Origin of the sequence: Bacillus cereus group sp. BfR-BA-01350, assembly GCF_022663775.1 — a bacterium.
GTDB lineage: Bacteria > Bacillota > Bacilli > Bacillales > Bacillaceae_G > Bacillus_A > Bacillus_A paranthracis.
The window spans coordinates 15,264-38,675 of the sequence record NZ_JAKUGD010000006.1 but is presented as its reverse complement, the minus strand read 5'-3'; the positions used below and the strand labels follow the sequence as shown (position 1 = coordinate 38,675).

The following is a 23,412-nucleotide window of genomic DNA, read 5'->3' as shown; positions in this document are numbered from 1 at the left end:
AGAAATGAAGTACGTGACGCTTTTACTTCAAGTAGGCGTGCTGTATGTATTTAGTTTAGTTGGTACGTGGATTCAAGGAGTATTCCATTTATCAATGCCAGGAAGTTTAATAGGAATGTTAATGCTGTTTCTGCTCCTTTCCACTCGTATTTTACCATTAAAGTGGTTTGAAGAAGCGACAATCGGTTCGGTGACTATGATTGTAACAGGAATACTCATCAGTATATTTGTACCATATGGAACGAAATTTATATTTTAAATTGTAATGGAGATGATGAAAGTGACAACATGGTTTATAGTTACATTATTTATTTTTGGTGCCCTTAAAGTACTCGTTTCTAGTATGCCAACTTCAGTTGTAGAATCTATTATTAGTAGATTTGAATTACATCAAAAACTTGATGAGGAGAATACCTCTATATCGATAGATGGAAAAAATATAGAGGGGGAAATGAAACTACAAGTTATTCATGAATTTAATGAAGCTTTATTTTTAGATAAACATTATTTTCCACCGCACGGAGAAGGAACACCAATCGTCATTGATACGAAAAAAGGGAATAAAGAGATTAGATTTTCTCTATACAGCTATGAGGAACACGTTGACGTAATAAAGCAATATAAGAAGAAAGTCGTTGCCTATCGTTTACGATCTAAAAGCCTTCAAACCCTTGCGCCATTAGCAATAACTAAAGATTATGCTTAAGAAGAGATCTATAATGATCTCTTTATTTTTGTATGAAATGATATACTTTCCAAATAAAAGAAAAGAATATCATATAGCCAAATAAAGAGTATGTATGATTCCAATCTCCGCTATGAATAAAGAAACCTAATCTTTCAGCAACCTGTTCAAAAATGCTAGCACAAATACCTATTGAAACAATAAATAGAATCCTAGAAAATACAGATAGGTTTTTTGAAATTTGTATGAAAATTATTGTTAAAATCGGTAGTACAAACAAAGTAAAGCCTATGTTAACTGAAAATATGGATGAGAATGGTCTAACCGGAAAGGAATATATTTGTTTCGTAACAAAGAAAGCATCTAAGCAAGTGCCGATAATAGAAGAGAGTAAGATTGTAACGACTAATGCGAAAAGGTTATTCTTCTTCTCGAAGGAGAACATTTTTCTTTGCAAGAATGGCCAGTTCAATCTTTTCGAGTGTTTTACAGTAGTCTTCTGTGATTTGTCCATGTATCCTTTCCTCCTTATCAGTTAAATAATGTATGACTTGCCAGTCGTTAAACCAATCTTCATATTCTGCTTCTTCATGTTTCATATTTTTCCATGCATACATAAGTGCAGGGCTATATATACGGTAGGCATCACTTTTTAATTGGCATTTCTTTATTCTTCGTTTATAAAACTCTCTTGAAAAGGATTCATTTACGCTTGAAAATAAATGTGGCCAATAATCTTTTCGTGATCCAGTGTGTGGATGAGTGTCAGCCCATTGTAGTATACGAGCTAAAACATACTCATCATGAAATAATAGTGCATATAATCTTTTTCCGAGCAAAATTCGTTCGTGTAAGGAAGTGAAGTGTTTCATTGTATCACCAATTAATTTTGTTTTCTGTATAGGCTTTTCTTCGCAGAAAGGGAAGAGGATATGATTAAATTGAAAGAAATCAAAAAGTTTGAATCCAATACTATTTAGTACATTTTTTTTGAAGTGTTTATTTTGAATTACTCTTTTTTCTAAGTAGTTTTGTTCATTAATAATAGTGGAAATAGCTAATATTTGTTTGTTTCCGGTTTTCCAAAAAAAGTTCCACATCGTTTCCATAAATGTTGACACATTGAGATGAGGGAGGAGATAAAAAAGATTTTTGGATTTTTTTACACTCTGTTCATATAACAAAAATTGTGGATACACATCTTGAAAGATAAGCCAATTCCCCCGTTCTAAAAAAGAAAAGAAAGTAAATTGATCTTTCTCAGATAACAACTTCGTATATAAATCCCCCTTTAAATCTGTCATGTTCCAACCGCCGTTACGTGAAACCATATGTCCAAGTAATGCCCAATGTATTTCAGGATATCTTTTGTAAAATTGATAGTAAGCGCGAGTTCTTGTCACATTATTTTGATTTAATAATTTTGTTCTTTCTTTAATTGTATGTATGAGTATTTCTTCTTCTTTTGAAAGGGGATAAAGAAAGCTATTTACGTTGGTGCATTTTTGTTTTAGCTCATTTTTTATTGAGAAGAGGGATAGAGGAATGTTCTTGTAAAGTTTATGATTTGGATTGTCGTGGTTCATGTAATTCCCTCCTATTCAAGTCTGTTATCATAAATGTATTAGTAACTACTTACATAAATGATATGTGAAGGAAATGAAAAGTTAAAAAGCACAAAAAAGGAAAGAGGAGACGGGCTCTTCTTTCCTTTTCCTTGTATGTATTTGCGCTAATGGTTATAACGAACACCTTTTTTGAGAAGAGTAGAAAATGAATCAGCATGAATAGGCTTGCTGTAATAGTAACCTTGAATAAACTGACATTTATTTTTTTGAAGGAAACTCACGTGTTCTTTCGTTTCTACACCTTCAGCGATAACTGACATTCCTAATGTATTTGCTAATGTGATGATCGTTTTAATAATTTCCATTCCATCGTCACATGTTTCAGACATTGTAATAAATTCTCTCGGGATTTTTAACGTATCAATTGGATATAAAGGTAAATAGGCTAGCGAAGAATAACCAGTACCAAAGTCGTCAATTGAAATGTGAACGCCTAAGCTCTTTAGTGTACGCAGTTTTATTAATGTTTCTCGCTCATCCATCATTGCAATTCGTTCTGTTAATTCAAGATCAAGAGAACTTGCTGGTAAACCTGTATTTGTTAATGTAGCAGAAATAGACTTTACAAAATCTTCTTGTTCAAATTCTTTAGCAGATAAATTTACACCTATTTTCAAATGTGAATATCCGCTTGTGTGCCAACGTTTCATTTGCTCACAAGCTTGTTGTAGTGTCCATTTTCCTATTGGAATGATTTGTAGCGTTTCTTCTGCAATCGGAATAAACTCGTATGGAGAAATAACACCTAATTCAGGATGATTCCACCTAATTAAAGCTTCAGCACCGATAATTTTGTTAGACTTGCTATCAACTTGAGGTTGATATAAAAGGAACAATTCTTCATTTTGAATTGCATTTGGTAAATCTTTTTCTAATCGCAATCGTCTTTCAATTTTTTTTGCAATTACATCATCATAAATAGAGACAGAATTAAGTTCTTTTGCTTTCGCATCATACATTGCAACATTAGCGTTTTTCAGAAGTGTAGCGGTATCGATTCCGGAATGTGGATAAATAGCGATGCCGATACTTAGTGATAAAGTTAATGTATGTTCATATATGACAAACGATTTTTCCATGCATTCAAATAACTGGTTGCATAACTCGAATAAGGAATCTTCGTCAGTATAGTTTTCAATTAAGATTGTAAATTCATCGCCACCGATTCTTGATAGATGAGTATGTGATGGAAGACATGATTGGAATCGCTTCGCTACTTCTTCTAATATGTGATCTCCTGCCGAATGTCCAAGTGTATCATTAATTGCTTTAAAGCGATCTAAGTCCAAATATAATAATGCAAACTCGCTTTCTGTCGTTTTAGCATTTTTTATAATTCTTTTTAATTTCTTATGGAAAAAGGCACGGTTCCCAATTTTCGTTACAGTATCATGGAATGCTAAATATTTTATTTCTTCTTGCTGTTTTTTTAGCGCAGTAATATCTTTCATCATAATATAGCTTCCTGAAATTTGCCCGTCTATCATAATAGGGACGATGGTAACGTATAAAGAATAAGTAAATCCATCTTTATATTGAGAACTAAGTTGTAAGGATGCTGATTCTTGTTGTTTCACTTTTTCTAATGCAGATGCTAGTTTATATTTGTCTTCATCTAAAATAATCGAAAAACAAGTTTCACCAAGTAACTCATCCGTTGGTGCACCGAGTAGTATACTTCCAGCTTTATTTACATTTAAGAATACGCCATTTAAATCAATTGTAAAAATAGGGTCAGGATGATATTCATATAATGATTTGAATTTTTGTTGCTTTTGAGATAGAGCCTCAGATTTATGAACTAAATCTGAAGTCCGTAAAGTAACCTTTTCTTCTAGTTGAGCATTAAATGCCTGTAAACGTTTAGTTAGGGAATTGTTTTGCATACGTACAATAGAATGACGAATGAGTACGAAAATAAAAGTAATACAATTTCCCGTAATGAGAGTGGAAGATGATGTTTGTTCCTTTAATGTAAACCCGATTAGTATTGCAACAGCAAGATAGGGAAATACAACTAAAGCCTTTTTTCCTATTATAGGGTTTACAATGAAATAATTTTTATGACTATTACGATCTTCTGAAATAGATCCAGCTATTGCAATAAGTAATATAGGTATTCTATATAAAAGACGTAATAATGTTATCGTTTCAGTTGATAAATGGTTATGTAAGTAAAAATAAATATAGTTAAAAGTTGCAGAACTTATTAATACAAAAATAAAGATATAAATTTTCCGTTTAGAATTAAAAATTGTTGGACGGAAAAAGAGACTAACACCTAGTAGAAGGAATAATAAATCTGCAATTGGATATAGAAATGAAAGAAAAACATCTCCTAGTGAAAGAGAGAATATATTTAAATTTGGTTGATTAAATAAATACCACTCTAATGTGAATATGGAAGTAAGTACTATGCATATATCACAAATAAAGAATGCTTTTTCCCATTTATTGCATTCTTTTAGGATTTTATAGCAGAAAGCGATAAGACAGAAGAGTAGAAAAAGCATATAAAACACATCAGAAATAGTAAAACGATGTATTGGAATTTTGAAGAAGCTCTCTTGATATGTATATACTATTTTTCCTAATAAAAAACTACCAATTGCTATCGTGATACATATCCAAAATGGATTTGAACTAACTTTTTTAGAATATATAGAATAAATGAGTGATACAAATGTAATGGCTTCAACAATAAGTGAAGCGAAGCGTACATCCGAATTTGAAAAATGAGTGGGGAACAGATAAAAAAACATAAAATAGATTGAATAACATATTAATGTTCCAATTAATATACATAGTTGTAAATTTTTATTTAATTTCAATAAAATCACCTTCTTTAATTATGCACTATATTCGTAATATCTATACATAATAATATTATTTAAGAATTGTATCAGATTTCCTTATAAAAATCATGTTTATAAGGAAGTTTTGAAAAGTATAATTGCTCTAAAAAATGAGAAATATTGCATTTGATAGTATATACTGCATAAAGATTTTAAATAGAAATTGTATATTTAGTCATCTTTTGAATTGTAAAGGTTTTTTAGTGATTTGAAAGTAGAGATGCAAAATTGCATATAAAATGATAAAGGCTTTTTTGAATTTTAATTTTTGGCTAATAGAGGTTATTTTAAGTAAGACCTTTGTATGTATTTATTCTTATACTAATGAGTGATTTCAAAAATGTGTTATGTATGTACAATAATACGTAATCATGTATGAAATTTTTAGTATGGGAGGAAAATCATGAAAAATTTAGTAAAGTTTCGAATCGCACGTCCGACGGATAAGTTTGAAGAGGTTATAGCATTCTATGAAAAAGGATTAGGCTTAAAACGTATAGGTGAATTTTACGATCATGAAGGTTATGATGGGGTCATGTTTGGGCTCCCAGATGAAGAGTATCATTTAGAATTTACAAGACATATTGATGGGAGTCCTTGTCCAGCTCCGACAAAAGATAATTTACTTGTATTTTATATGAGTGAAGATAGTGAAATGAAGAAGGTGAGTAAAAGGCTGCATACATTGGGATACGATGAAGTGGAACCAGAAAATCCATATTGGAAAGATAAGGGGATAACGATAGAGGATCCAGATGGTTGGAGAATCGTGTTAATGAAAATAGAAAAATAAGGGGTAACGAAACTAATAAGAATAAGGTTTCAAATTATGATAGGGTAAAAATAGATCAGCTTCCTTCTAGGAAATAAAAATAGAAGGAAGCTGATCTGTTTTTAGTCTGAAGATTCAAATTTGACAATCAATTTTAGGGGGTGTAAATTGAGAGCGTGTATTCTTATAGGCTGGCTAGTGTTTCTATTCAAAAGGGATGTATAAATAGGGAGGGCTTTTTATGTTATGGCGAATTAAAGATGCGGAAATATACTATGAAGTTGTTGGAGAGGGGAAACCGGTTCTTATTATACATGGCTGTGCGCCCGATCATAGGTTAATGATGAAATGTATGGAATCAGTATTTCAAAAAGATGAAGGTTATAAGCGAATATATATTGATTTACCTGGAATGGGAAAGTCGAACGCTCCAGATTGGATAAATAGTTCAGATCATATATTAGAAGTGTTAACTATGTTTATTGAAGAAATCATTCCAAAGAAAGATTTTTTACTAGTAGGAGAGTCTTTCGGCGGATATTTAGCTAGAGGGATACTTTCAAAAATGTTTGAGAGAGTCAATGGACTATTATTAATATGTCCTGTGGTTGTTGCGATGCAAAAAGAAAGACGTTTACCGGATAAACAGATAATTGTACAAGATAAGGAGTTTTTAAATACGTTAACTTCTACCGAAAGAGAAGAATTTAGCGAGTTAGCAGTAATAGCAAATGAATATACATATAAGCGATTTCAAGAGGAAATTAAGCCGGGGTTAGATGTTGCTAATTATGAGTTTATTGAAAGGTTGCAAAAAAATTACTCTCTTACTATAGATTTTCACCGTAAGAAATATGAGAAACCTGTTCTGTTATTAGCCGGAAGACAAGATATATCGGTAGGTTATCAAGATATTATAGAAATTATTGATGGTTACCCAAGAGCGACATTAGCGGTGTTAGATATGGCAGGGCATAATTTGCAAATTGAACAGCCTGAATTATTTGAGAGTTTAGTAGGAGAATGGATTAGACGAACAAATCAGTAAAGTTTATAAAAAACAAATGAATATTTTCAAGGAGGAAGTATGAATACATATATTTATATGGTTAGGCACGGTGAATCACCAAAATTAGAAGAGGGTGAAAGAACACGTGGTTTAACCGAAAAGGGAAGTTTAGACGCTCATAGAGTAACAAATATATTAAAAACAGAGGGAATCGATACTTTCATTTCAAGTCCATATAAGAGAGCTGTATTAACGATAGAAAAAACAGCCGATTTCTATGAAAAAGAAATAATAATATATGAAAATCTTAAAGAATGTATGTTTTCCAGTGGTGATCAAGTTATATCAGATAAAGAAGTGTATCCGCTTGTACAGAAGATGTTCTCTAATCCTGACTTTGCACTAGCGGAAGGAGAGTCATATACGGATTGCCGGAGAAGAGTAGCGAAAGTATTAAAAGAAATCTTAATGGATTTTCAAGGACAAAAAATTGTAATTGGTACACATGGTCTTGTCATGACATTAATGATGAACTATTTTGATGAACAATATGATTTTGAATTTTTAATGAATACGTCAAAACCAGATATATATAAGATGGAGTTTAAAGAAGAACAATTAATGAATGTAGAGAGATTATGGAAAGCGGAATAAAGTTGGTTGTATGGATTTTGTTGTAAAAGTTACTTTTATAGCAAAATCTTTTTTATTTCAATAGAAAGTATTTTTATCAACTATTTTTAGAATGTTAAATCAATAAGTAATTATTCAGTTTCTGAATAATATAATTGAAAGTTGGTTTAAGTAAACAATTTTAAATGTGACAAAACTCCAAACGTTGGATTTATATTCAATAGGAGAAAAAGATGTAGAAGTTTGTCTTACTGTCCTCGTTTACTTTTTATTTCATTACATATAGGCTTTGTGGTGTAAGGGAGGACATCACCTTTACGCAAAATCTATAAGGAGGTCATTGTAATGAAACAAATTAAAAAGTTTGCGGGAGTTGCTTTAGCGGGGACGATTGGATTAAGTGGACTACTGTTTTTAGAACCAAGTGTAAGCGCTGCGGAAGTACAACAAGTGAAAAAGGAGAATTTCAATGCAATTGATGTATCGATGAATCTAAATGAATTATATGTATTAAGTGGCAGAAGCATTGATGTTCTTTCTGGAGATAAAGAAGCAATTCAGCTAAACAAATACACAATTCGTTTTAGTAAACCAGGGAAGTATGTGATTAAAGTAAATGGTTGTATTTATAACGATGTATATACTTTTATTGTGAATGATTAGTATATCTTCTTAAATTATGGAATAAAAAAGAAACACCCTATTTGCGGTGAGAATCGTAAATAGGGTGAATTTATTTGTATTAAATTGTACTTTAAACATGTTCACTAATTTTCTTTTTGTTATGTAGAGTATGTAAAAGTGTTTGAAATACCTTAAATGATTGCTGAAAGATTGGACTTTGAATAAAGGTATACAGAAAAGTTACGATAAAAACAGGACCCCCTAGCATAAATCCAATAACTAGTACAATGCATTCTACAATGATTCGAGCACGGCTAATAGATAGACCTGTTTTGTCGGAAATAGTAAGCATGAATCCATCACGAGGTCCAGCACCAATTCCAGCCGCAACATACATACCTCCACCGATACCTGTAATGGCAATACCAGAAAATAAAATGAGTAAGTTTATCCATAAATAATCACTAGCGTTTGGAAGAATATTTGATTGTAAGAAAAAGTCCATAATGGGACCGATAAGTAGTGCATTTAAAAATGTTCCCACATTTATATATTTTCGATCTACTAGTAAAGAAATGAGAACGAGACATAACCCACATATGACACTCCACGTACCAATCGTCCATCCAAACCTTTGGTAGAGAGCCATATTTAAAACTTCCCAAGGATGTAAACCGAGAAATTTTACTTTGACTGCAAGAGCATTTCCAAGCCCAAAGAAAATTAACCCTAAGAAAAAAAGAAAATAGCGAAAGAGAGTTAGCCTCATTTTTAAAACCTCCCATATTGTATAATTATGTATATTACATGTAAGGGTTTTAATGTACAAATTTTACGACTTTTCAGCCGGTATTTAAAATAGCTAAAATACAAATGAAATATATGTATTCACAGTCAAAAAAGTTAAAATATTTCGTCTCAAGGATTATAATAGAGAAAGAAGTATAAAAGGGAGTGAATGAATTTGAAACAAGAACTTATTGAAAGATTTACGAGATATGTAAAGATTGATACGCAATCAAATGAAGACAGTCATACAGTGCCAACAACACCTGGACAAATTGAATTTGGTAAGTTATTAGTGGAAGAGCTAAAAGAAATTGGGTTAACAGAAGTAACGATGGACGATAACGGGTATGTAATGGCAACACTTCCAGCTAATACGGATAAGGATGTTCCTGTAATCGGTTTTTTAGCCCATTTAGATACAGCAACAGATTTTACAGGAAAAAATGTAAAACCACAAATTCATGAAAACTTTGACGGGAACGCAATTACGTTAAATGAAGAGCTAAATGTTGTGTTAACACCAGAACAATTCCCAGAGTTACCATCTTATAAAGGCCATACGATTATTACAACTGATGGTACGACACTTCTTGGAGCAGATGATAAAGCCGGTCTTACAGAAATTATGGTTGCAATGAATTATTTAATACATAATCCGCAAATTAAACATGGGAAAATTAGAGTTGCGTTTACGCCGGATGAAGAAATTGGCCGCGGCCCAGCGCATTTTGATGTAGAAGCGTTTGGCGCTTCATTTGCTTATACGATGGATGGAGGTCCATTAGGTGGTTTAGAGTATGAAAGCTTTAATGCTGCAGGTGCTAAGTTAACGTTTAACGGAACGAATACACATCCTGGAACAGCGAAAAATAAAATGCGTAACGCAACTAAACTTGCTATGGAGTTTAATAGCTATTTACCAGTAGAAGAGGCACCAGAATATACAGAGGGTTATGAAGGATTCTATCATTTACTTTCTTTAAATGGTGATGTTGAGCAAAGTAAAGCGTATTATATTATTCGAGATTTTGATCGTGAAAATTTTGAAGTGCGTAAACATAACGTTGAAAATATTGTGAAGCAAATGCAAGAGAAGTATGGACGAGATGCAGTCGTTTTAGAAATGAATGATCAATACTATAACATGCTTGAAAAGATTGAACCAGTGAGAGAAATTGTTGATATTGCATATGAGGCAATGAAAAGTTTAAATATCGAACCAAATATTCATCCGATTCGCGGTGGAACAGATGGATCACAATTATCGTATATGGGATTACCAACCCCAAACATTTTCACAGGTGGTGAAAACTATCACGGTAAATTTGAGTATGTTTCGGTAGATGTTATGGAAAAAGCTGTTCAAGTTATTATAGAAATTGTAAGACGATTTGAAGAACAAGCTTAAAAAAGAACCAAGTAGTGCAAAAACGCTACTTGGTTTTTTAGTATAATACTCGCCACAAATAAAAAGTTGCGTAAGACTCCCAGTTGATCCAATTTGCCGCAAAATCTTTTATTTCCTGTTTAGTCGGTTTACTTTTAGAACCTGTTATATATTTAATTGCATTGTGCAAACCAACATCGTCAATTGGAAAAGCGGAAGGGAATCGTAAACAGCGCATTAAAACATAGTGAGCAGTCCACGGACCTATACCATGTATAGCAGTTAATTGTTTTTCAGCAATCTTTACATCTTGTGTTTGTAGTAAAGATTCTTTTGATAGTTTTCCTTCTGTAATAAGCTTTGCAATACCGATTAAATATTCACACTTACTAGTGGTCATTTTTAAGTTTTTGAGATCCTCTACGTGTAAATTGGCAATTGTTTCAGGAGAAGGGAATATCCAATGCTTTCTATCGTTCCATTCTACATAACTTCCAAATGTCTCGACTAATCTTCTTTTTAGTGTATAAGCATATGTGAGGTTAATTTGTTGCCCGATAATTCCCCAAGAAAGTGCCTCAAATAAGTCTGGAATACCTAAAGTACGAAGGCCATAATATTGTTCAATTGGTCTTTGAAGGAGTACATCATGTTTAGCTAATGTATAAAAGGGAGCTAAATCAGTAGTTAAATCAAACCATTCAGTTACATAGTTAGCTACAGCATCGTGTATCGGTTTTGCAGAGATATAGGCTTCTCCTAAAAAACGTATTTGAATAGTATCATCCGCATTCATACTAATTTCAACTAAAGGATTTACATCGTGAAAAGGGATAACTTTATAAATTTTGTTATCTTCAATGTGGAACATACATTCATTGTTAGAACGGGATAGATAGCGTAAATTTTCTTGAAAACTAAATTCTGTTGGAACTGTTAAAGTTAATGCGTTACTATATTCGGCTGTCATATGAATTCCACCTGTAATTTTTCTAATGCAAGCAATTCTTTCTTCATTTCTAATCCCCCTCTAAAACCAGTTAGTTTACCATTCTTTCCAATAACACGGTGGCAAGGAATCGTAATGAGAATTGGGTTGGCAGCAATAGCAGCCGCAACGGCACGTACCGCTGTAGGTTTTTGAATTCTATCTGCAATTTCTGTATAAGAATATGTTTTTCCATAAGGAATTTCACGTACCGTACTCCAAACAGATAATTGAAATGCAGTTCCGTAAGCATCGATAGGGGATGTAAAGGTTTCTCTCTTGTTTTCTAAATACTCGATAATTTCTTTTGTATATACTTGTAAGTAATCTGGACTATGGATCAATATATGTTGAGGCAGTTTTTTTCTAGCCCATATATTTACTTCTTCAAAGGTTTCGTTTTGTGATCCAATGAAACATAGTCCAGTTTCAGTTGCAGCAATATGAAACTTCCAATTTGCATGTGTAAGTAGCGTCCAATATATATAATTATTTTTGTAAGAATTCATTATTGTATCCCTCTTTCATTTCATTCTTTTTTCGATATTCAGTAGGGGTAAATCCAGTTTTCTTTTTAAATAAAGTTGCGAAATATTCTGGGTTTTCTATCCCGACGGCAGTACTAATTTCTTTAATGGGTTGATTTGTGTGTAAAAGGTGTTCTGCTGCTTTAACAATTCTGAACTGCTGTATATATTCTATCGGACTTATTCCTGTCATTTTTTTGAAAGTGCGTTGTAAATGAAAGGGGCTACCATGGCACATTTCCGCAAGTATGTCTAGAGTTAATAATTCATCAAAGTGTTTTTCGATATACTCTTTAATTTGTTCTACCCACTCTTCATTAGGTAAAGTGAGCCCATTTGGTTTACAACGTTTGCACGGGCGAAAGTTTTCACTTAATGCTTGCTCTGCATGATGAAAAATTCGTACATTGTTTTTATTCGGTATTCTTGATTTGCATGACGGTCGGCAAAAAACCCCGGTTGATTTCACGGCATAAAAGAATTTGCTATCATAGGAAGAATCATTATGAATAATTGCTTGCCAATGCTCATTTGTTAACGTAACTCTTTCATTGTGCAAAGAACATCACCTCTGAAATTAGTATAACCTGAATAAAGTGTGTATGTATGTATTCATAAATGTAAGAGCAAGATTACAAAGGTGAAAATATGCTTGTTTTTCTATTTTGTGGTAGCATGAAATTTGGAAAGAAACATCAAGAGGAGGACTATAAGTGAAGTTCATTTCGTGGAATGTAAATGGTTTACGTGCCGTTATCGCAAAAGGTGGATTTTTAGAATATCTAGAGGAATCAAATGCTGATATATTTTGTTTACAAGAGATTAAATTACAAGAGGGGCAAATTGATTTAAATGTAGAGGACTATTATACATACTGGAATTATGCTGTGAAAAAAGGATATTCAGGGACAGCTATTTTTTCGAAAAAAGAACCGCTTTCTGTTACATACGGTTTAGGCATTGAAGAGCATGATCAAGAAGGACGAGTTATTACTTTAGAGTTCGAAGATTTTTACATCATTACGTTATATACACCAAACTCCAAACGAGGATTAGAGCGTTTAGAGTACAGAATGAAATGGGAAGATGATTTCAGGTCCTATATTAAACGATTGGATGAGAAGAAATCAGTTGTTTTTTGCGGCGACTTAAACGTTGCCCATAAAGAAATCGATTTAAAAAATCCAAAAAGTAATCGTAAAAACCCTGGATTCTCTGATGAGGAACGAGAGAAGTTTACATGTATTTTAGAAGAAGGATTTATTGATACGTATCGTTATCTATATCCTGATCAGGAAGGTGCATATTCGTGGTGGTCGTATCGAATGGGAGCAAGAGCAAAAAATATTGGATGGCGTTTAGATTATTTTGTTGTTTCCGAGAGAATGAAAGACCAAATAATAGCGGCGAAAATTAATAGTGAAGTAATGGGGTCAGACCATTGCCCAGTTGAATTACATATAAATTTCTAAAAAAAGAAGTATCTACCTAACATTAGGCGGATACTTCTTTTTTAATTCAGTTTGTTAAAATTTTTCAAATCTTTCTTGAAATAATTGCATATTAAATATATACTTAGTAACGATAATCATTATCAATGAAAAAGATTATCAATGGGTGAGGTGTAAAAGAATTATAGCTTAGGGGAAGTGAACGAGAATGAGTTCTGGATAGAATTATTAATCTAATAAAATATATATGTAGGACAAGTTTTATATAGTTAAATTTTATTGAGAATATAGTTTGGAAATTCGAGAGGAGATATTTAAAGATGAATAAGAAGTTATTTACATTAGGTATGGTAACAGTTTTAAGTGTAGGACTAGCAGCATGTAATAGTGCGGATAAAACTTCAGGAGAAAAAACTCAACAGACAAAGGCTAGTGAGACGAAAAAAGACGAAAAACGAAAAATTACATATTTAGGTAAAGAATATACAGTGCCAGCAAAAGTAGATAAAATTGCAACAGCTAGTTTAGAGTCAATGGAAGATGCAGCAGTACTTGGAATTAAACCAGTTGGTGCGATTACGGTTGGTGGTAAATTACCAAAGTATCTGGAGAAAGATTTAGAAGGTGCGAAATCTGTTGGTGAGAAAATGCAACCAAATTTCGAAACATTACTTCAATTAAAACCAGACGTTATTACATCTAGTACGAAATTCCCAGCAGAAACAGCTGAAAAGTTTACGAAAGTAGCTCCTACATTCCCGGTATCACATGTTTCAACAAATTGGGAGGATAACTTAAAGTTAATGGGAGAATTAACTGGCAAAAAAGATAAAGCAGAAAAAATTATTAAAGATTACAATGCGGACGCTGAAAAAGCAAAAGCAAAACTAGGAGATAAGTTAAAAGACAAAAAAGTCCTTGTAATCAGACTAAGAGCAAACGAATTATTCCTATACCCAGAAGGAGTATACTTCAATCCTGTAATTTATAAAGATCTTGGATTAACTGTTCCAGAACAATTGAAAACTGTAAAAGCACAAGAGAAAATTTCATTTGAAAAACTTGCTGAACTAAACCCAGATTATATTTTCTTACAATATGAAACAACTGAAAATAAAAACCCGAAAGTGCTAGAAGAAATTGAAAGTAATCCAATTTGGCAAAGTATGAATGCTGCGAAAGAAAAGAAAGTATTTGTAAACGTTGTGGATCCAATGGCACAAGGTGGTACTGCTTGGAGTAAAACAGCATTCTTAAAAGAAGCAGTGAAAAATTTATCTAAATAATATATTAAGTAAGGTGCGTTGAATGATATGCAGAAAACGAATGCAGTACCAGTAACTATATTATGTATAGCACCCATACTCATCTTATTTACAGTTATACTTTCTATTTTGTATGGGGCGAAAAGTATTGATGCTGAAACGGTGTGGAACGCATTATTTCATTTTGATTCAAGCGATGTAAATCATAATATTATTATTACTTCACGTTTGCCAAGGGTAGTTGCAGCTCTTTTAGTTGGAGCATTTCTAGCCATATCAGGAGCACTTATGCAGGGGATGACAAGAAACTATCTTGCATCCCCTTCTATTATGGGTGTGACGGATGGGGCAGCCTTTGTTATTACACTTTGTATGATTTTTCTTCCGGGAATGTCATCAATTGGTATGGTTGTATGTTCAATGATTGGTTCTGCACTAGGAGCAGGTATCGTGTTTGGTTTTGGTTCACTCCTTCAAAATGGTTTATCGCCAGTTCGGTTAGCGATTATTGGGACAGTTATTGGAACATTTTTAAGCAGTGTGTCTGCTGCAATGGCTTCATACTTCCAAATTTCTCAAAATGTTAGTTTTTGGTTTAATGCAAAATTAGACCAAGTAGACCCTAATATCATTAAAATTACGATACCGTTTGGGATAATTGGAATAGTTTTAGCGCTGTTAATATCAAAATCTATTACGATTCTTTCTTTAGGAGAAGAAGTTTCTATTAACCTAGGGCAGCGTACAAAACTAGTTAAAGCGATGGCTATTTTATCAGTTATCTTTTTAACAGGAACGGCAGTTGCTTTAGTGGGGAAAGTTGGTTTTGTAGGTTTAATTATTCCGCACATTACTCGCTTTATAATTGGGGTAGATTATAAGTGGATTTTGCCATGCGCAGGCGTTATTGGCGGCGTTTTTCTAGCGTTATGTGATATTTTAAGTAGGTTTGTAAACTATCCATTTGAAACACCGATTGGAGTCGTTACCTCCTTAATTGGAATTCCTTTCTTCCTTTATTTAATCCGTACAAGAGGAGGAGAGAGACATGCTTAAAAGTTCAAGTCAACGTTTTGGAATGACGATGGGGATTAGTATATTTTTAATACTATGTGCTATTTATATTAGTTTAACGAATGGTACGTTTGATATTACGATTACAGATGTATGTAAAACACTCCTTAGAATAGATCCAGTACCAGACCATGATTTAGTTATTTTTGAGTTTCGTCTTCCGCGCATCATAATTGCTGGATTAGTAGGATTAGGTCTCGGTGTTGCAGGTGCTGTTATTCAAGGAATTACGAGAAATGGATTGGCAGACCCAGGTGTTTTAGGAGTTAATGCAGGAGCAGGAACAGCAATCGTCATTTTTATGTTTTTCTTCCAAGGGCAATTAAAAAGCACAGACTGGGTTTCTATTATGATGATGCCAATGTTTGGTTTAGTAGGCGGATTAGGTGCAGCTATTATCATTTATCTGTTTTCTTGGAAAAATGGTAAGTTAGATTCGCAGCGTCTTTTATTAACAGGGATTGCGATTGGATCAGGATTTGGAGCCTTTTCTATGTATTTATCACTCAAAATGAAGTCAACCGATTTCGAGATGGCTGCAGTTTGGGTGTCAGGCAGTATATATAGTGCAAACTGGAAGTATATTATTGCAATGTTACCGTGGCTTATCATACTGATTCCACTTATACAAAAGAAAGCTTATTTATTAGATTTATTTCAATTGGAAGAAACGAGTATTACAAGTTTAGGTGTTTCAGTAGAAAGAGAGAAATCAATTTTACTACTAAGTAGTATCGGACTTGTAAGCGCATGTGTTGCAGTTTCAGGAAGTATTGGTTTCATCGGATTAATGGCACCGCATATAGCGAAAAGACTTGTCGGTATTCAGCATAAGCATATCATTCCTACGTGCGGAGTAATTGGAATGTTTCTTGTAATTGCTTCAGACTTTATTGCAAAAACAGTTTTCACACCTGTAGAGTTACCAGTTGGAATCGTTATTTCTATTGTCGGTGTACCTTATTTCTTATATTTACTTTATAAGGCGAAAGCGTAAGAGGAGGAATAAAAGTGAGTATTTTAAGTGCGAAAAATTTAGAAACAAGTTATGAAAAGCTTACAGTGTTTCGCGATTTAAATGTGGAAATACAAGAAGGAAAAGTAACGACAATTATAGGACCAAACGGGTGCGGTAAATCGACACTGTTAAAAACAATGGGAAGAATTTTAAAGCAAAAGAGTGGTAAAGTATATTTGCAAGGACAGGATTTACATACAATTCCAACGAAAGAAATTGCGAAGCAGTTAGCGCTACTTCCGCAAACTCCAATTGCACCAGGAGAGCTTAAAGTAGAAGAATTAATTTCTTATGGACGTTATCCACATCGAAATAATGTAAATAAGTTAACTTCAAAAGATAAAGAGATGATTGACTGGGCATTAGATATAACGAAAACTTCTGCATTTCGAACGAGACAAATTGCAAATTTATCAGGTGGTCAACGACAAAAGGTATGGCTAGCGATGGCTTTGGCACAAGAGACAGAAGTATTGTTATTAGATGAGCCAACTACATATCTTGATATGTCTCATCAATTAGATGTATTACAAATTGTGGAGAAATTAAATAAAGACCATAATTGTACGGTCGTTATGGTATTACATGATATTAACCATGCAGCAAGGTTTTCAGATGAAATTATTGCAATGAAGGAAGGGGAAATCGTTACAACTGGTAGCCCAGAAGAAATCATTACAAATGAAGTGTTAAAAGAAGTCTTTCATATTGATGCGCGTGTCATGATTGATCCGTATAATGGGTCTCCTGTTTGCTTCGGTTATGATAGCGTTGTATCTCAAGAAGAAAAAGTAGAAATATATGTAACAAGTTAAAAGGGGGGGAATATAAAATGAACACTACTATTGAAAAACAGCAGATTGTAACATCTAATACTGAACAGTGGAACATGTATTCAAAATTAGATGGTAAGGAATATCAAATTCATATTTCAAAGCCGAGGCAACCAGCACCGGATTCAGGATATCCTGTCATTTACGTATTAGATGGTAATGCCTTTTTTCAAACATTCCATGAAGCGGTTAAAATACAATCAGTTAGAGCAGAAAAAACAGGTGTTTCACCAGCCATTATAGTAGGTATTGGTTATCCAATCGAAGGGGCATTTTCAGGTGAAGAAAGATGTTATGATTTTACGCCTAGCGTAATTTCAAAAGATGCGGCTTTAAAACCAGATGGTAAACCTTGGCCTAAAACAGGAGGAGCACATCATTTCTTTACTTTTATTGAAGAAGAATTAAAGCCGCAAATTGAAAAGAATTTTGAAATTGATAAAGGAAAACAAACATTATTTGGGCATTCACTAGGTGGTCTATTTGCTTTACATATATTATTTACAAACGTAAATGCCTTTCAAAATTATTTTATAAGTAGTCCATCTATTTGGTGGAATAACGAATCTGTGCTTGAAAAAGAAGGAAATCTTATAAATGAATTAAACAATGCAAAGGTTAAAACAAGAGTATTTCTTACAGTTGGTTCACTAGAACGAGAGCATATGGTTGTAGGTGCTAATGAATTGTCAGAGCGCCTTCTCCAAGTAAAACACGATCAGTTTCGGTTTACATTTTATGAGGCTGAAGGAGAGAATCATGCATCAGTTGTGCCGAGTTCTTTAAGTAAAGGATTAAGATTCATTAGTTACGTATCCATCGATTAAATGGTTAGTGATTTGAGTGAATCCACATTTTTCTATAATCTGTAGTAGGTTAGATAATAAAACGAGTGTTTAATAAAATGCAAACAAAAGGCTATGGAGAAATTCTCCATAGCCTTTTGTTTTGAGAAGTAGAATTGTCCTTTTTGAAAGTTTTGTTTCAACTTTTCGTCTAAAGAGACAAAAAGTTGTCACAATTCGGTCACAATTAGCATAAACATAAAATAGACGAAATGAACTTATTTCCAAAAAGGCTTAGTTTATTTTCATCATGATTCGTAGAGCTGAAAAGGATGGATGAAAAGTTCACTATATTCTCAAGGAGGTAGATCGTATGAAAACTATTCTCGCTATCGCTGGACTTATTTGGGTTTTATCGCATGGTATCCCAATTTATGAAGGAGAACAAATTCGCAGTGCTCTAAATAAAAATTTTAATGAATATCATATTATTGATCGGCAAGATAATGTTGTTACAGTTCGAGTAAATGATTGTTTTCATACGGTAACTGTTGAAGGAACTTCAGTAGTGAATGATACAAAAGTCTGTGATCAGCAATAATTATATATAGGAAGAAAAAAGTCTCGATTTACAAGTGTGAAGATTGAGACTTTTATATTTTGGGATGAATAATAAGCGGGGATGGACAATCCCCGCTTATTATTGTTTTTTGAAAAAAGGAAAGGGTATAATGAAAATTGAGACTGAGAAGCTAACAATGTGTTAAGAATAATCATAAAGCGGAAATATACTCATATGGGGTATCATGCATAGATATTTAATGCTATAATTGGTATACTCATAAAAACAGTTGTTTTATTGGATGAAGAGAAACTTTAAGAAGGTGATAATATGGATCATAAAGAGCATGAAGCAGTAACACATAGATCAGAAAAAGAAAAAGAACAAATTATAAATAGATTAAAGAGAATTGAAGGACAAGTCCGCGGTATTCAAAATATGATTGAAAATGATCGTTATTGCGTGGATATTTTAGTGCAAATTTCAGCGATTAATGCAGCGATGAAAAAAGTAGGAATGGGTGTATTAAAAAACCATACGAGTCATTGTGTTTCAGGTGCAATTAAAGATGGTAATGGTGACGAAGCAATTGAAGAATTAATGACAGTATTTGAACGTTTTTCAAAAGCGTAAAAACAAGCTAGTACGTAACTGGCTTGTTTTTTTCTTTATCCTTGTATGGGTGTGAAAAAGTGTGTGTAAAATAAACTTTTAGAAAAAAATTGAAAAATCATGACACAAAACCATTGATTACCTTAGGGGGGTATGGTAAGATGAAGTTGTGATTAACAAACAATGAAGAAACAAGAGGAGGATTTTAAATGGAACAGTTAACATTACAAGTTGAAGGTATGTCTTGTGGACATTGTGTAAATGCTATCGAAAGCAGTGTGAAAGAGCTAAACGGTGTTGAGCAAGTGAAAGTTCAATTAGCAGAAGGAACTGTTGAAGTTACTATCGACTCGTCTGCTGTAACATTAAAAGATATTGTTGCTGTAATCGAAGATCAAGGATACGATGTTCAATAATTATTTTTAAATATGGAAATAAATCGTACTTTATAGGAAGTACGATTTATTTTGCTAATAATTATACCTCATAAGGGTATATAGAGGTGAGAGACATGAATGAACAAAAAGAGGCCAATCTGCAAATATCAGGAATGACATGTGCGGCCTGTGCAAATAGAATTGAAAAAGGTCTGAAAAAAGTAGAAGGTGTTCATGATGCAAATGTAAATTTTGCACTTGAAAAGACCAAAATAATGTATGATCCCCAAAAAACAAATCCGCAACAATTTAAGGAAAAAGTTGAATCGTTAGGATATGGAATTGTAAGTGATAAAGCTGAATTTACTGTTTCAGGAATGACATGCGCAGCATGTGCCAATAGAGTAGAAAAGCGTTTAAATAAGTTAGAAGGTGTGAACGGGGCGACAGTAAATTTCGCTTTGGAATCAGCTACAGTAGATTTTAATCCTGATGAAATTAATGTAAATGAAATGAAGAGTGCAATTACGAAATTAGGATATAAATTGGAAGTAAAATCAGATGAGCAAGATGAATCAACTGATCATCGCTTACAAGAAATTGAGCGACAAAAGAAGAAGTTTATCATTTCGTTTATTTTATCATTCCCGTTACTGTGGGCAATGGTAAGTCACTTCTCATTTACATCGTTTATTTATTTACCTGATATGCTTATGAACCCTTGGGTGCAGCTAGCTCTTGCAACGCCAGTTCAATTTATCATTGGTGGACAGTTTTATGTTGGGGCTTATAAAGCGTTACGTAATAAAAGTGCTAACATGGATGTTCTTGTGGCACTTGGAACGTCGGCCGCCTATTTCTATAGTGTATATTTAAGCATTCAATCTATCGGTTCTTCGGAACACATGACAGATTTATATTTTGAAACGAGCGCGGTACTTATTACACTAATTATTTTAGGTAAATTATTTGAAGCAAAAGCAAAGGGACGTTCATCAGAAGCAATTAAAAAGTTGATGGGTTTACAAGCAAAGACAGCTACAGTTGTGCGAGATGGAACAGAAATGAAAATTTTAATCGAAGAAGTAGTAGCTGGTGATATCGTTTATGTAAAGCCTGGTGAAAAAATTCCGGTAGATGGTGAGATTGTAGAAGGAAAGTCAGCAATAGATGAATCGATGTTAACAGGTGAAAGTATTCCAGTTGATAAAACAATTGGGGATGTAGTAATCGGTTCTACAATGAATAAAAATGGATTTTTAAAAGTGAAAGCAACTAAGGTAGGAAGAGATACTGCATTAGCTCAAATTATTAAAGTAGTAGAAGAGGCTCAAGGTTCAAAAGCTCCTATTCAAAGGGTAGCAGATCAAATTTCAGGTATTTTCGTACCGGTTGTAGTTGTGATTGCTATTATTACATTTGCAGTGTGGATGATATTTGTTACACCAGGTGATTTTGGCGGAGCACTTGAGAAAATGATAGCAGTACTTGTTATCGCTTGTCCATGTGCATTAGGTCTTGCGACACCTACATCTATTATGGCTGGATCAGGAAGATCAGCTGAGTATGGTATTTTATTTAAAGGCGGAGAGCATTTAGAAGCAACGCATCGATTGGATACAGTTATTCTAGATAAAACAGGTACTGTTACAAACGGGAAGCCGGTGTTAACAGATGTAATTGTAGCAGATGGATTCTATGAAGAAGAAATACTACGTTTAGTAGGTGCGGCAGAAAAAAATTCTGAACACCCACTTGCAGAAGCGATTGTAGAAGGAATTAAAGAAAAGAAAATTGATATTCCAAGTTCAGAAACGTTTGAAGCGATTCCTGGATTCGGTATTGAATCAGTCGTAGAAGGGAAACAATTATTAATTGGTACACGTCGATTAATGAAGAAATTCAATATTGATATTGAAGAAGTTTCTAAATCAATGGAAGCGCTAGAACGAGAAGGAAAAACAGCGATGCTTATTGCGATTAATAAAGAATATGCTGGTATAGTTGCCGTTGCAGATACTGTAAAGGATACGTCAAAAGCAGCTATCGCAAGACTTAAGAAAATGGGTCTAGACGTTGTTATGATTACAGGAGATAATACACAAACTGCTCAGGCAATTGCGGGGCAAGTTGGTATTGAACACGTAATTGCAGAAGTATTACCAGAAGGAAAAGCAGAAGAAGTGAAAAAACTGCAAGCGCAAGGTAAGAAAGTAGCAATGGTTGGAGATGGAATAAATGATGCTCCAGCACTTGCTACGGCGGATATCGGTATGGCTATTGGAACAGGAACGGATGTAGCGATGGAAGCGGCAGATATTACGTTAATTCGTGGCGATTTAAATAGTATTGCTGATGCAATCTTTATGAGTAAGATGACGATAAGAAATATTAAGCAAAATTTATTCTGGGCACTAGCTTATAACGGTTTAGGAATCCCGATTGCAGCGCTTGGTTTCTTAGCACCTTGGGTTGCAGGAGCGGCGATGGCATTTAGTTCTGTATCGGTCGTATTAAATGCATTACGATTGCAAAGAGTGAAGTTAAAATAATAAAACTTTAAATCTATAGAGTAATTGCATATGCTTTTAAACAAAAAACAATACTTTGAAATAAGTATTGTTTTTTGTTTATATAGAAAGAACAAAGAAATAATAAAGCAGAAATATTGAATACTAGATGGTAGAAAAGTTAAATGATAGTGTAGTAAGGAGGTTCATATATATGTTAAAAGATACGATCATTAGAATATTCCATAAAGAGGATTTAGAACAAGTATTACAGTTGTTCTATGAAACAGTTCATACAATTAATGCAAAAGATTATAACGTGTTACAGCTACAGGCATGGGCACCAGATCAACTAGATAGGGAAAGCTGGTTAAAGTCTTTAGAAAAAAATATTAGTTATGTAGCGGATTATAACGGTATGATAGTCGGATTTGGGGATTATAATGAGGATCATTACGTAAATCGTTTATTTACACATAAAGATTATCAAGGGAAAAGGATAGCTTCATACATACTACAAAAGTTAGAACAAGAAGCAGTGAACTTGGGGCATAGGGGAATTTATACAGAAGCAAGTATTACAGCAAAACCTTTCTTTGAAAGTAAAGGCTTTATTTGCATAAAGGAACAAAAGAAAGAGCATAATGGTCAGATTTTTATTAATTATGTAATGAAAAAAATAGCCCTCTCGTAAACGAGAAGGCTATTTTTCAATTATTTTACAGCTTCTTTTAGTTCTTTACCAGCTTTGAAAGCAGGTACTTTAGAAGCTGCGATTTGCATTTCTTCACCAGTTTGTGGGTTACGGCCTGTACGAGCAGCTCTTTCGCGAACCTCGAATGTACCGAATCCGATAAGTTGTACTTTTTCACCAGCAGCTAAAGTGTTAGTAATTGATTCTACTACAGTTTGTACAACTACAGTAGCTTCTTTTTGAGAAATCTCAGCATTTTGTGCTACGTTTTTGATTAATTCTGTTTTGTTCATGTTTTTCACCTCATATGTAAATAATGCTATTTAAGTTGTTA

The 23,412-nt window shown here is 33.4% G+C and carries 26 protein-coding genes; 18 read left to right on the top strand and 8 right to left on the bottom strand.

Going from position 1 to position 23,412, the window contains the following annotated elements; translation table 11 throughout:
- The first annotated feature begins 4 nt into the window (after positions 1 to 4).
- Both MR147_RS14965 and MR147_RS14960 read left to right on the top strand, forming a co-directional pair.
- Positions 5 to 259 (top strand): CidA/LrgA family protein, encoded by a 255-nt coding sequence (locus MR147_RS14965; protein ID WP_074608251.1) that lies wholly within the window; start codon positions 5 to 7, stop codon positions 257 to 259.
- 21 nt (positions 260 to 280) lie between these two features.
- Complete coding sequence (locus MR147_RS14960; RefSeq protein WP_313897176.1) at positions 281 to 706, top strand: YfmQ family protein; 426 nt, start codon at positions 281 to 283, stop codon at positions 704 to 706.
- Positions 707 to 728: 22 nt separating this feature from the next.
- Here MR147_RS14960 and MR147_RS14955 read toward each other — a convergent pair whose 3' ends face one another.
- From MR147_RS14955 to MR147_RS14945, 3 genes are all read right to left on the bottom strand, one after another.
- The gene (locus tag MR147_RS14955; RefSeq protein WP_242304527.1) at positions 729 to 1,130 is read right to left on the bottom strand and encodes a CBO0543 family protein; all 402 of its coding nucleotides are present in this window, start codon (positions 1,128 to 1,130) and stop codon (positions 729 to 731) included.
- Positions 1,105 to 2,271 (bottom strand): DUF2515 domain-containing protein, encoded by a 1,167-nt coding sequence (locus MR147_RS14950; RefSeq protein WP_074608247.1) that lies wholly within the window; start codon positions 2,269 to 2,271, stop codon positions 1,105 to 1,107. The genes MR147_RS14955 and MR147_RS14950 overlap by 26 nt, the downstream gene beginning before the upstream one ends.
- A gap of 146 nt (positions 2,272 to 2,417) precedes the next feature.
- Entirely contained in the window at positions 2,418 to 5,144 is a 2,727-nt protein-coding gene (locus MR147_RS14945) for a putative bifunctional diguanylate cyclase/phosphodiesterase (RefSeq protein ID WP_139302794.1), read from the bottom strand.
- Positions 5,145 to 5,571: 427 nt separating this feature from the next.
- Here MR147_RS14945 and MR147_RS14940 point away from each other — a divergent pair, with 427 nt between their 5' ends.
- The 4 genes from MR147_RS14940 to MR147_RS14925 all read left to right on the top strand — a co-directional run bounded on the left by MR147_RS14940 (position 5,572) and on the right by MR147_RS14925 (position 8,245).
- Positions 5,572 to 5,961, top strand: a complete 390-nt coding sequence (locus MR147_RS14940) for a VOC family protein (RefSeq protein ID WP_074608244.1) — start codon at positions 5,572 to 5,574, stop codon at positions 5,959 to 5,961.
- Positions 5,962 to 6,181: 220 nt separating this feature from the next.
- The gene (locus MR147_RS14935) at positions 6,182 to 6,988 is read left to right on the top strand and encodes an alpha/beta fold hydrolase (RefSeq protein WP_074608243.1); all 807 of its coding nucleotides are present in this window, start codon (positions 6,182 to 6,184) and stop codon (positions 6,986 to 6,988) included.
- A gap of 39 nt (positions 6,989 to 7,027) precedes the next feature.
- Positions 7,028 to 7,603, top strand: a complete 576-nt coding sequence (locus MR147_RS14930) for a histidine phosphatase family protein (RefSeq protein ID WP_074608241.1) — start codon at positions 7,028 to 7,030, stop codon at positions 7,601 to 7,603.
- A 324-nt stretch (positions 7,604 to 7,927) separates the two neighbouring features.
- Complete coding sequence (locus MR147_RS14925; protein WP_074608239.1) at positions 7,928 to 8,245, top strand: hypothetical protein; 318 nt, start codon at positions 7,928 to 7,930, stop codon at positions 8,243 to 8,245.
- Between the two features lie 91 nt (positions 8,246 to 8,336).
- On the opposite strand, the gene MR147_RS14920 is transcribed toward MR147_RS14925, so the two are convergent.
- Positions 8,337 to 8,975, bottom strand: a complete 639-nt coding sequence (locus tag MR147_RS14920) for a YczE/YyaS/YitT family protein (protein WP_001241263.1) — start codon at positions 8,973 to 8,975, stop codon at positions 8,337 to 8,339.
- A 195-nt stretch (positions 8,976 to 9,170) separates the two neighbouring features.
- Between MR147_RS14920 and pepT the strand changes: the two genes are divergently transcribed.
- Positions 9,171 to 10,403: a peptidase T gene (pepT, locus tag MR147_RS14915; protein ID WP_074608238.1), complete on the top strand. Its 1,233-nt coding sequence runs from the start codon at positions 9,171 to 9,173 to the stop codon at positions 10,401 to 10,403.
- Positions 10,404 to 10,440: 37 nt separating this feature from the next.
- Here the strand turns inward: pepT and alkA are convergent, their stop codons facing one another.
- The 3 genes from alkA to adaA are packed head-to-tail and all read right to left on the bottom strand — an operon-like array spanning position 10,441 to position 12,456.
- Positions 10,441 to 11,352, bottom strand: a complete 912-nt coding sequence (alkA, locus tag MR147_RS14910) for a DNA-3-methyladenine glycosidase II (RefSeq protein ID WP_074608236.1) — start codon at positions 11,350 to 11,352, stop codon at positions 10,441 to 10,443.
- The gene (locus MR147_RS14905) at positions 11,349 to 11,879 is read right to left on the bottom strand and encodes a methylated-DNA--[protein]-cysteine S-methyltransferase (protein ID WP_074608235.1); all 531 of its coding nucleotides are present in this window, start codon (positions 11,877 to 11,879) and stop codon (positions 11,349 to 11,351) included. Before MR147_RS14905 ends, alkA begins: the two co-directional genes overlap by 4 nt.
- A complete protein-coding gene (gene adaA, locus MR147_RS14900) occupies positions 11,860 to 12,456 on the bottom strand; it encodes a bifunctional transcriptional activator/DNA repair enzyme AdaA (RefSeq protein WP_074608233.1) in 597 nt (198 codons plus the stop codon). Before adaA ends, MR147_RS14905 begins: the two co-directional genes overlap by 20 nt.
- Before the next feature lie 154 nt (positions 12,457 to 12,610).
- Between adaA and MR147_RS14895 the strand changes: the two genes are divergently transcribed.
- From MR147_RS14895 to MR147_RS14845, 11 genes are all read left to right on the top strand, one after another.
- Positions 12,611 to 13,369, top strand: coding sequence for an exodeoxyribonuclease III (locus MR147_RS14895; protein ID WP_074608231.1), 759 nt, complete (start codon positions 12,611 to 12,613; stop codon positions 13,367 to 13,369).
- 299 nt (positions 13,370 to 13,668) lie between these two features.
- The gene (locus MR147_RS14890) at positions 13,669 to 14,634 is read left to right on the top strand and encodes an iron-hydroxamate ABC transporter substrate-binding protein (protein ID WP_001035495.1); all 966 of its coding nucleotides are present in this window, start codon (positions 13,669 to 13,671) and stop codon (positions 14,632 to 14,634) included.
- A gap of 27 nt (positions 14,635 to 14,661) precedes the next feature.
- Positions 14,662 to 15,669 (top strand): FecCD family ABC transporter permease, encoded by a 1,008-nt coding sequence (locus tag MR147_RS14885; protein WP_001173060.1) that lies wholly within the window; start codon positions 14,662 to 14,664, stop codon positions 15,667 to 15,669.
- The gene (locus tag MR147_RS14880) at positions 15,662 to 16,684 is read left to right on the top strand and encodes a FecCD family ABC transporter permease (RefSeq protein ID WP_074608230.1); all 1,023 of its coding nucleotides are present in this window, start codon (positions 15,662 to 15,664) and stop codon (positions 16,682 to 16,684) included. The genes MR147_RS14885 and MR147_RS14880 overlap by 8 nt, the downstream gene beginning before the upstream one ends.
- 14 nt (positions 16,685 to 16,698) lie before the next feature.
- Complete coding sequence (locus MR147_RS14875) at positions 16,699 to 17,520, top strand: ABC transporter ATP-binding protein (protein ID WP_074608228.1); 822 nt, start codon at positions 16,699 to 16,701, stop codon at positions 17,518 to 17,520.
- A gap of 17 nt (positions 17,521 to 17,537) precedes the next feature.
- The gene (locus MR147_RS14870; RefSeq protein ID WP_074608226.1) at positions 17,538 to 18,365 is read left to right on the top strand and encodes an alpha/beta hydrolase; all 828 of its coding nucleotides are present in this window, start codon (positions 17,538 to 17,540) and stop codon (positions 18,363 to 18,365) included.
- Positions 18,366 to 18,696: 331 nt separating this feature from the next.
- Positions 18,697 to 18,924 (top strand): hypothetical protein, encoded by a 228-nt coding sequence (locus MR147_RS14865; protein WP_000849103.1) that lies wholly within the window; start codon positions 18,697 to 18,699, stop codon positions 18,922 to 18,924.
- Positions 18,925 to 19,215: 291 nt separating this feature from the next.
- Positions 19,216 to 19,518 (top strand): metal-sensing transcriptional repressor, encoded by a 303-nt coding sequence (locus MR147_RS14860; RefSeq protein ID WP_000349636.1) that lies wholly within the window; start codon positions 19,216 to 19,218, stop codon positions 19,516 to 19,518.
- Between the two features lie 188 nt (positions 19,519 to 19,706).
- Positions 19,707 to 19,913 (top strand): copper chaperone CopZ, encoded by a 207-nt coding sequence (gene copZ, locus MR147_RS14855; RefSeq protein ID WP_000436973.1) that lies wholly within the window; start codon positions 19,707 to 19,709, stop codon positions 19,911 to 19,913.
- A 95-nt stretch (positions 19,914 to 20,008) separates the two neighbouring features.
- A complete protein-coding gene (locus MR147_RS14850; protein ID WP_074608224.1) occupies positions 20,009 to 22,426 on the top strand; it encodes a heavy metal translocating P-type ATPase in 2,418 nt (805 codons plus the stop codon).
- Between the two features lie 172 nt (positions 22,427 to 22,598).
- The gene (locus MR147_RS14845; RefSeq protein ID WP_074608222.1) at positions 22,599 to 23,078 is read left to right on the top strand and encodes a GNAT family N-acetyltransferase; all 480 of its coding nucleotides are present in this window, start codon (positions 22,599 to 22,601) and stop codon (positions 23,076 to 23,078) included.
- A gap of 20 nt (positions 23,079 to 23,098) precedes the next feature.
- Here the strand turns inward: MR147_RS14845 and MR147_RS14840 are convergent, their stop codons facing one another.
- Positions 23,099 to 23,371 carry an HU family DNA-binding protein gene (locus MR147_RS14840; RefSeq protein WP_001043904.1) on the bottom strand — a complete coding sequence of 91 codons (273 nt, stop codon included), beginning with the start codon at positions 23,369 to 23,371 and terminating at the stop codon, positions 23,099 to 23,101.
- Between the last annotated feature and the right edge of the window lie 41 nt (positions 23,372 to 23,412).

Coding starts and splice junctions, on each gene's coding strand:
- MR147_RS14965 (WP_074608251.1), top strand. CDS start 5: ATGAAGTACGTGACGCTTTTACTTCAAGTAGGCGTGCTGTATGTATTT.
- MR147_RS14955 (WP_242304527.1), bottom strand. CDS start 1,130: ATGTTCTCCTTCGAGAAGAAGAATAACCTTTTCGCATTAGTCGTTACA.
- MR147_RS14950 (WP_074608247.1), bottom strand. CDS start 2,271: ATGAACCACGACAATCCAAATCATAAACTTTACAAGAACATTCCTCTA.
- MR147_RS14940 (WP_074608244.1), top strand. CDS start 5,572: ATGAAAAATTTAGTAAAGTTTCGAATCGCACGTCCGACGGATAAGTTT.
- MR147_RS14935 (WP_074608243.1), top strand. CDS start 6,182: ATGTTATGGCGAATTAAAGATGCGGAAATATACTATGAAGTTGTTGGA.
- MR147_RS14930 (WP_074608241.1), top strand. CDS start 7,028: ATGAATACATATATTTATATGGTTAGGCACGGTGAATCACCAAAATTA.
- MR147_RS14925 (WP_074608239.1), top strand. CDS start 7,928: ATGAAACAAATTAAAAAGTTTGCGGGAGTTGCTTTAGCGGGGACGATT.
- MR147_RS14920 (WP_001241263.1), bottom strand. CDS start 8,975: ATGAGGCTAACTCTCTTTCGCTATTTTCTTTTTTTCTTAGGGTTAATT.
- alkA (WP_074608236.1), bottom strand. CDS start 11,352: ATGACAGCCGAATATAGTAACGCATTAACTTTAACAGTTCCAACAGAA.
- MR147_RS14905 (WP_074608235.1), bottom strand. CDS start 11,879: ATGAATTCTTACAAAAATAATTATATATATTGGACGCTACTTACACAT.
- MR147_RS14890 (WP_001035495.1), top strand. CDS start 13,669: ATGAATAAGAAGTTATTTACATTAGGTATGGTAACAGTTTTAAGTGTA.
- MR147_RS14885 (WP_001173060.1), top strand. CDS start 14,662: ATGCAGAAAACGAATGCAGTACCAGTAACTATATTATGTATAGCACCC.
- MR147_RS14880 (WP_074608230.1), top strand. CDS start 15,662: ATGCTTAAAAGTTCAAGTCAACGTTTTGGAATGACGATGGGGATTAGT.
- MR147_RS14870 (WP_074608226.1), top strand. CDS start 17,538: ATGAACACTACTATTGAAAAACAGCAGATTGTAACATCTAATACTGAA.
- MR147_RS14865 (WP_000849103.1), top strand. CDS start 18,697: ATGAAAACTATTCTCGCTATCGCTGGACTTATTTGGGTTTTATCGCAT.
- MR147_RS14860 (WP_000349636.1), top strand. CDS start 19,216: ATGGATCATAAAGAGCATGAAGCAGTAACACATAGATCAGAAAAAGAA.
- copZ (WP_000436973.1), top strand. CDS start 19,707: ATGGAACAGTTAACATTACAAGTTGAAGGTATGTCTTGTGGACATTGT.
- MR147_RS14850 (WP_074608224.1), top strand. CDS start 20,009: ATGAATGAACAAAAAGAGGCCAATCTGCAAATATCAGGAATGACATGT.
- MR147_RS14845 (WP_074608222.1), top strand. CDS start 22,599: ATGTTAAAAGATACGATCATTAGAATATTCCATAAAGAGGATTTAGAA.
- MR147_RS14840 (WP_001043904.1), bottom strand. CDS start 23,371: ATGAACAAAACAGAATTAATCAAAAACGTAGCACAAAATGCTGAGATT.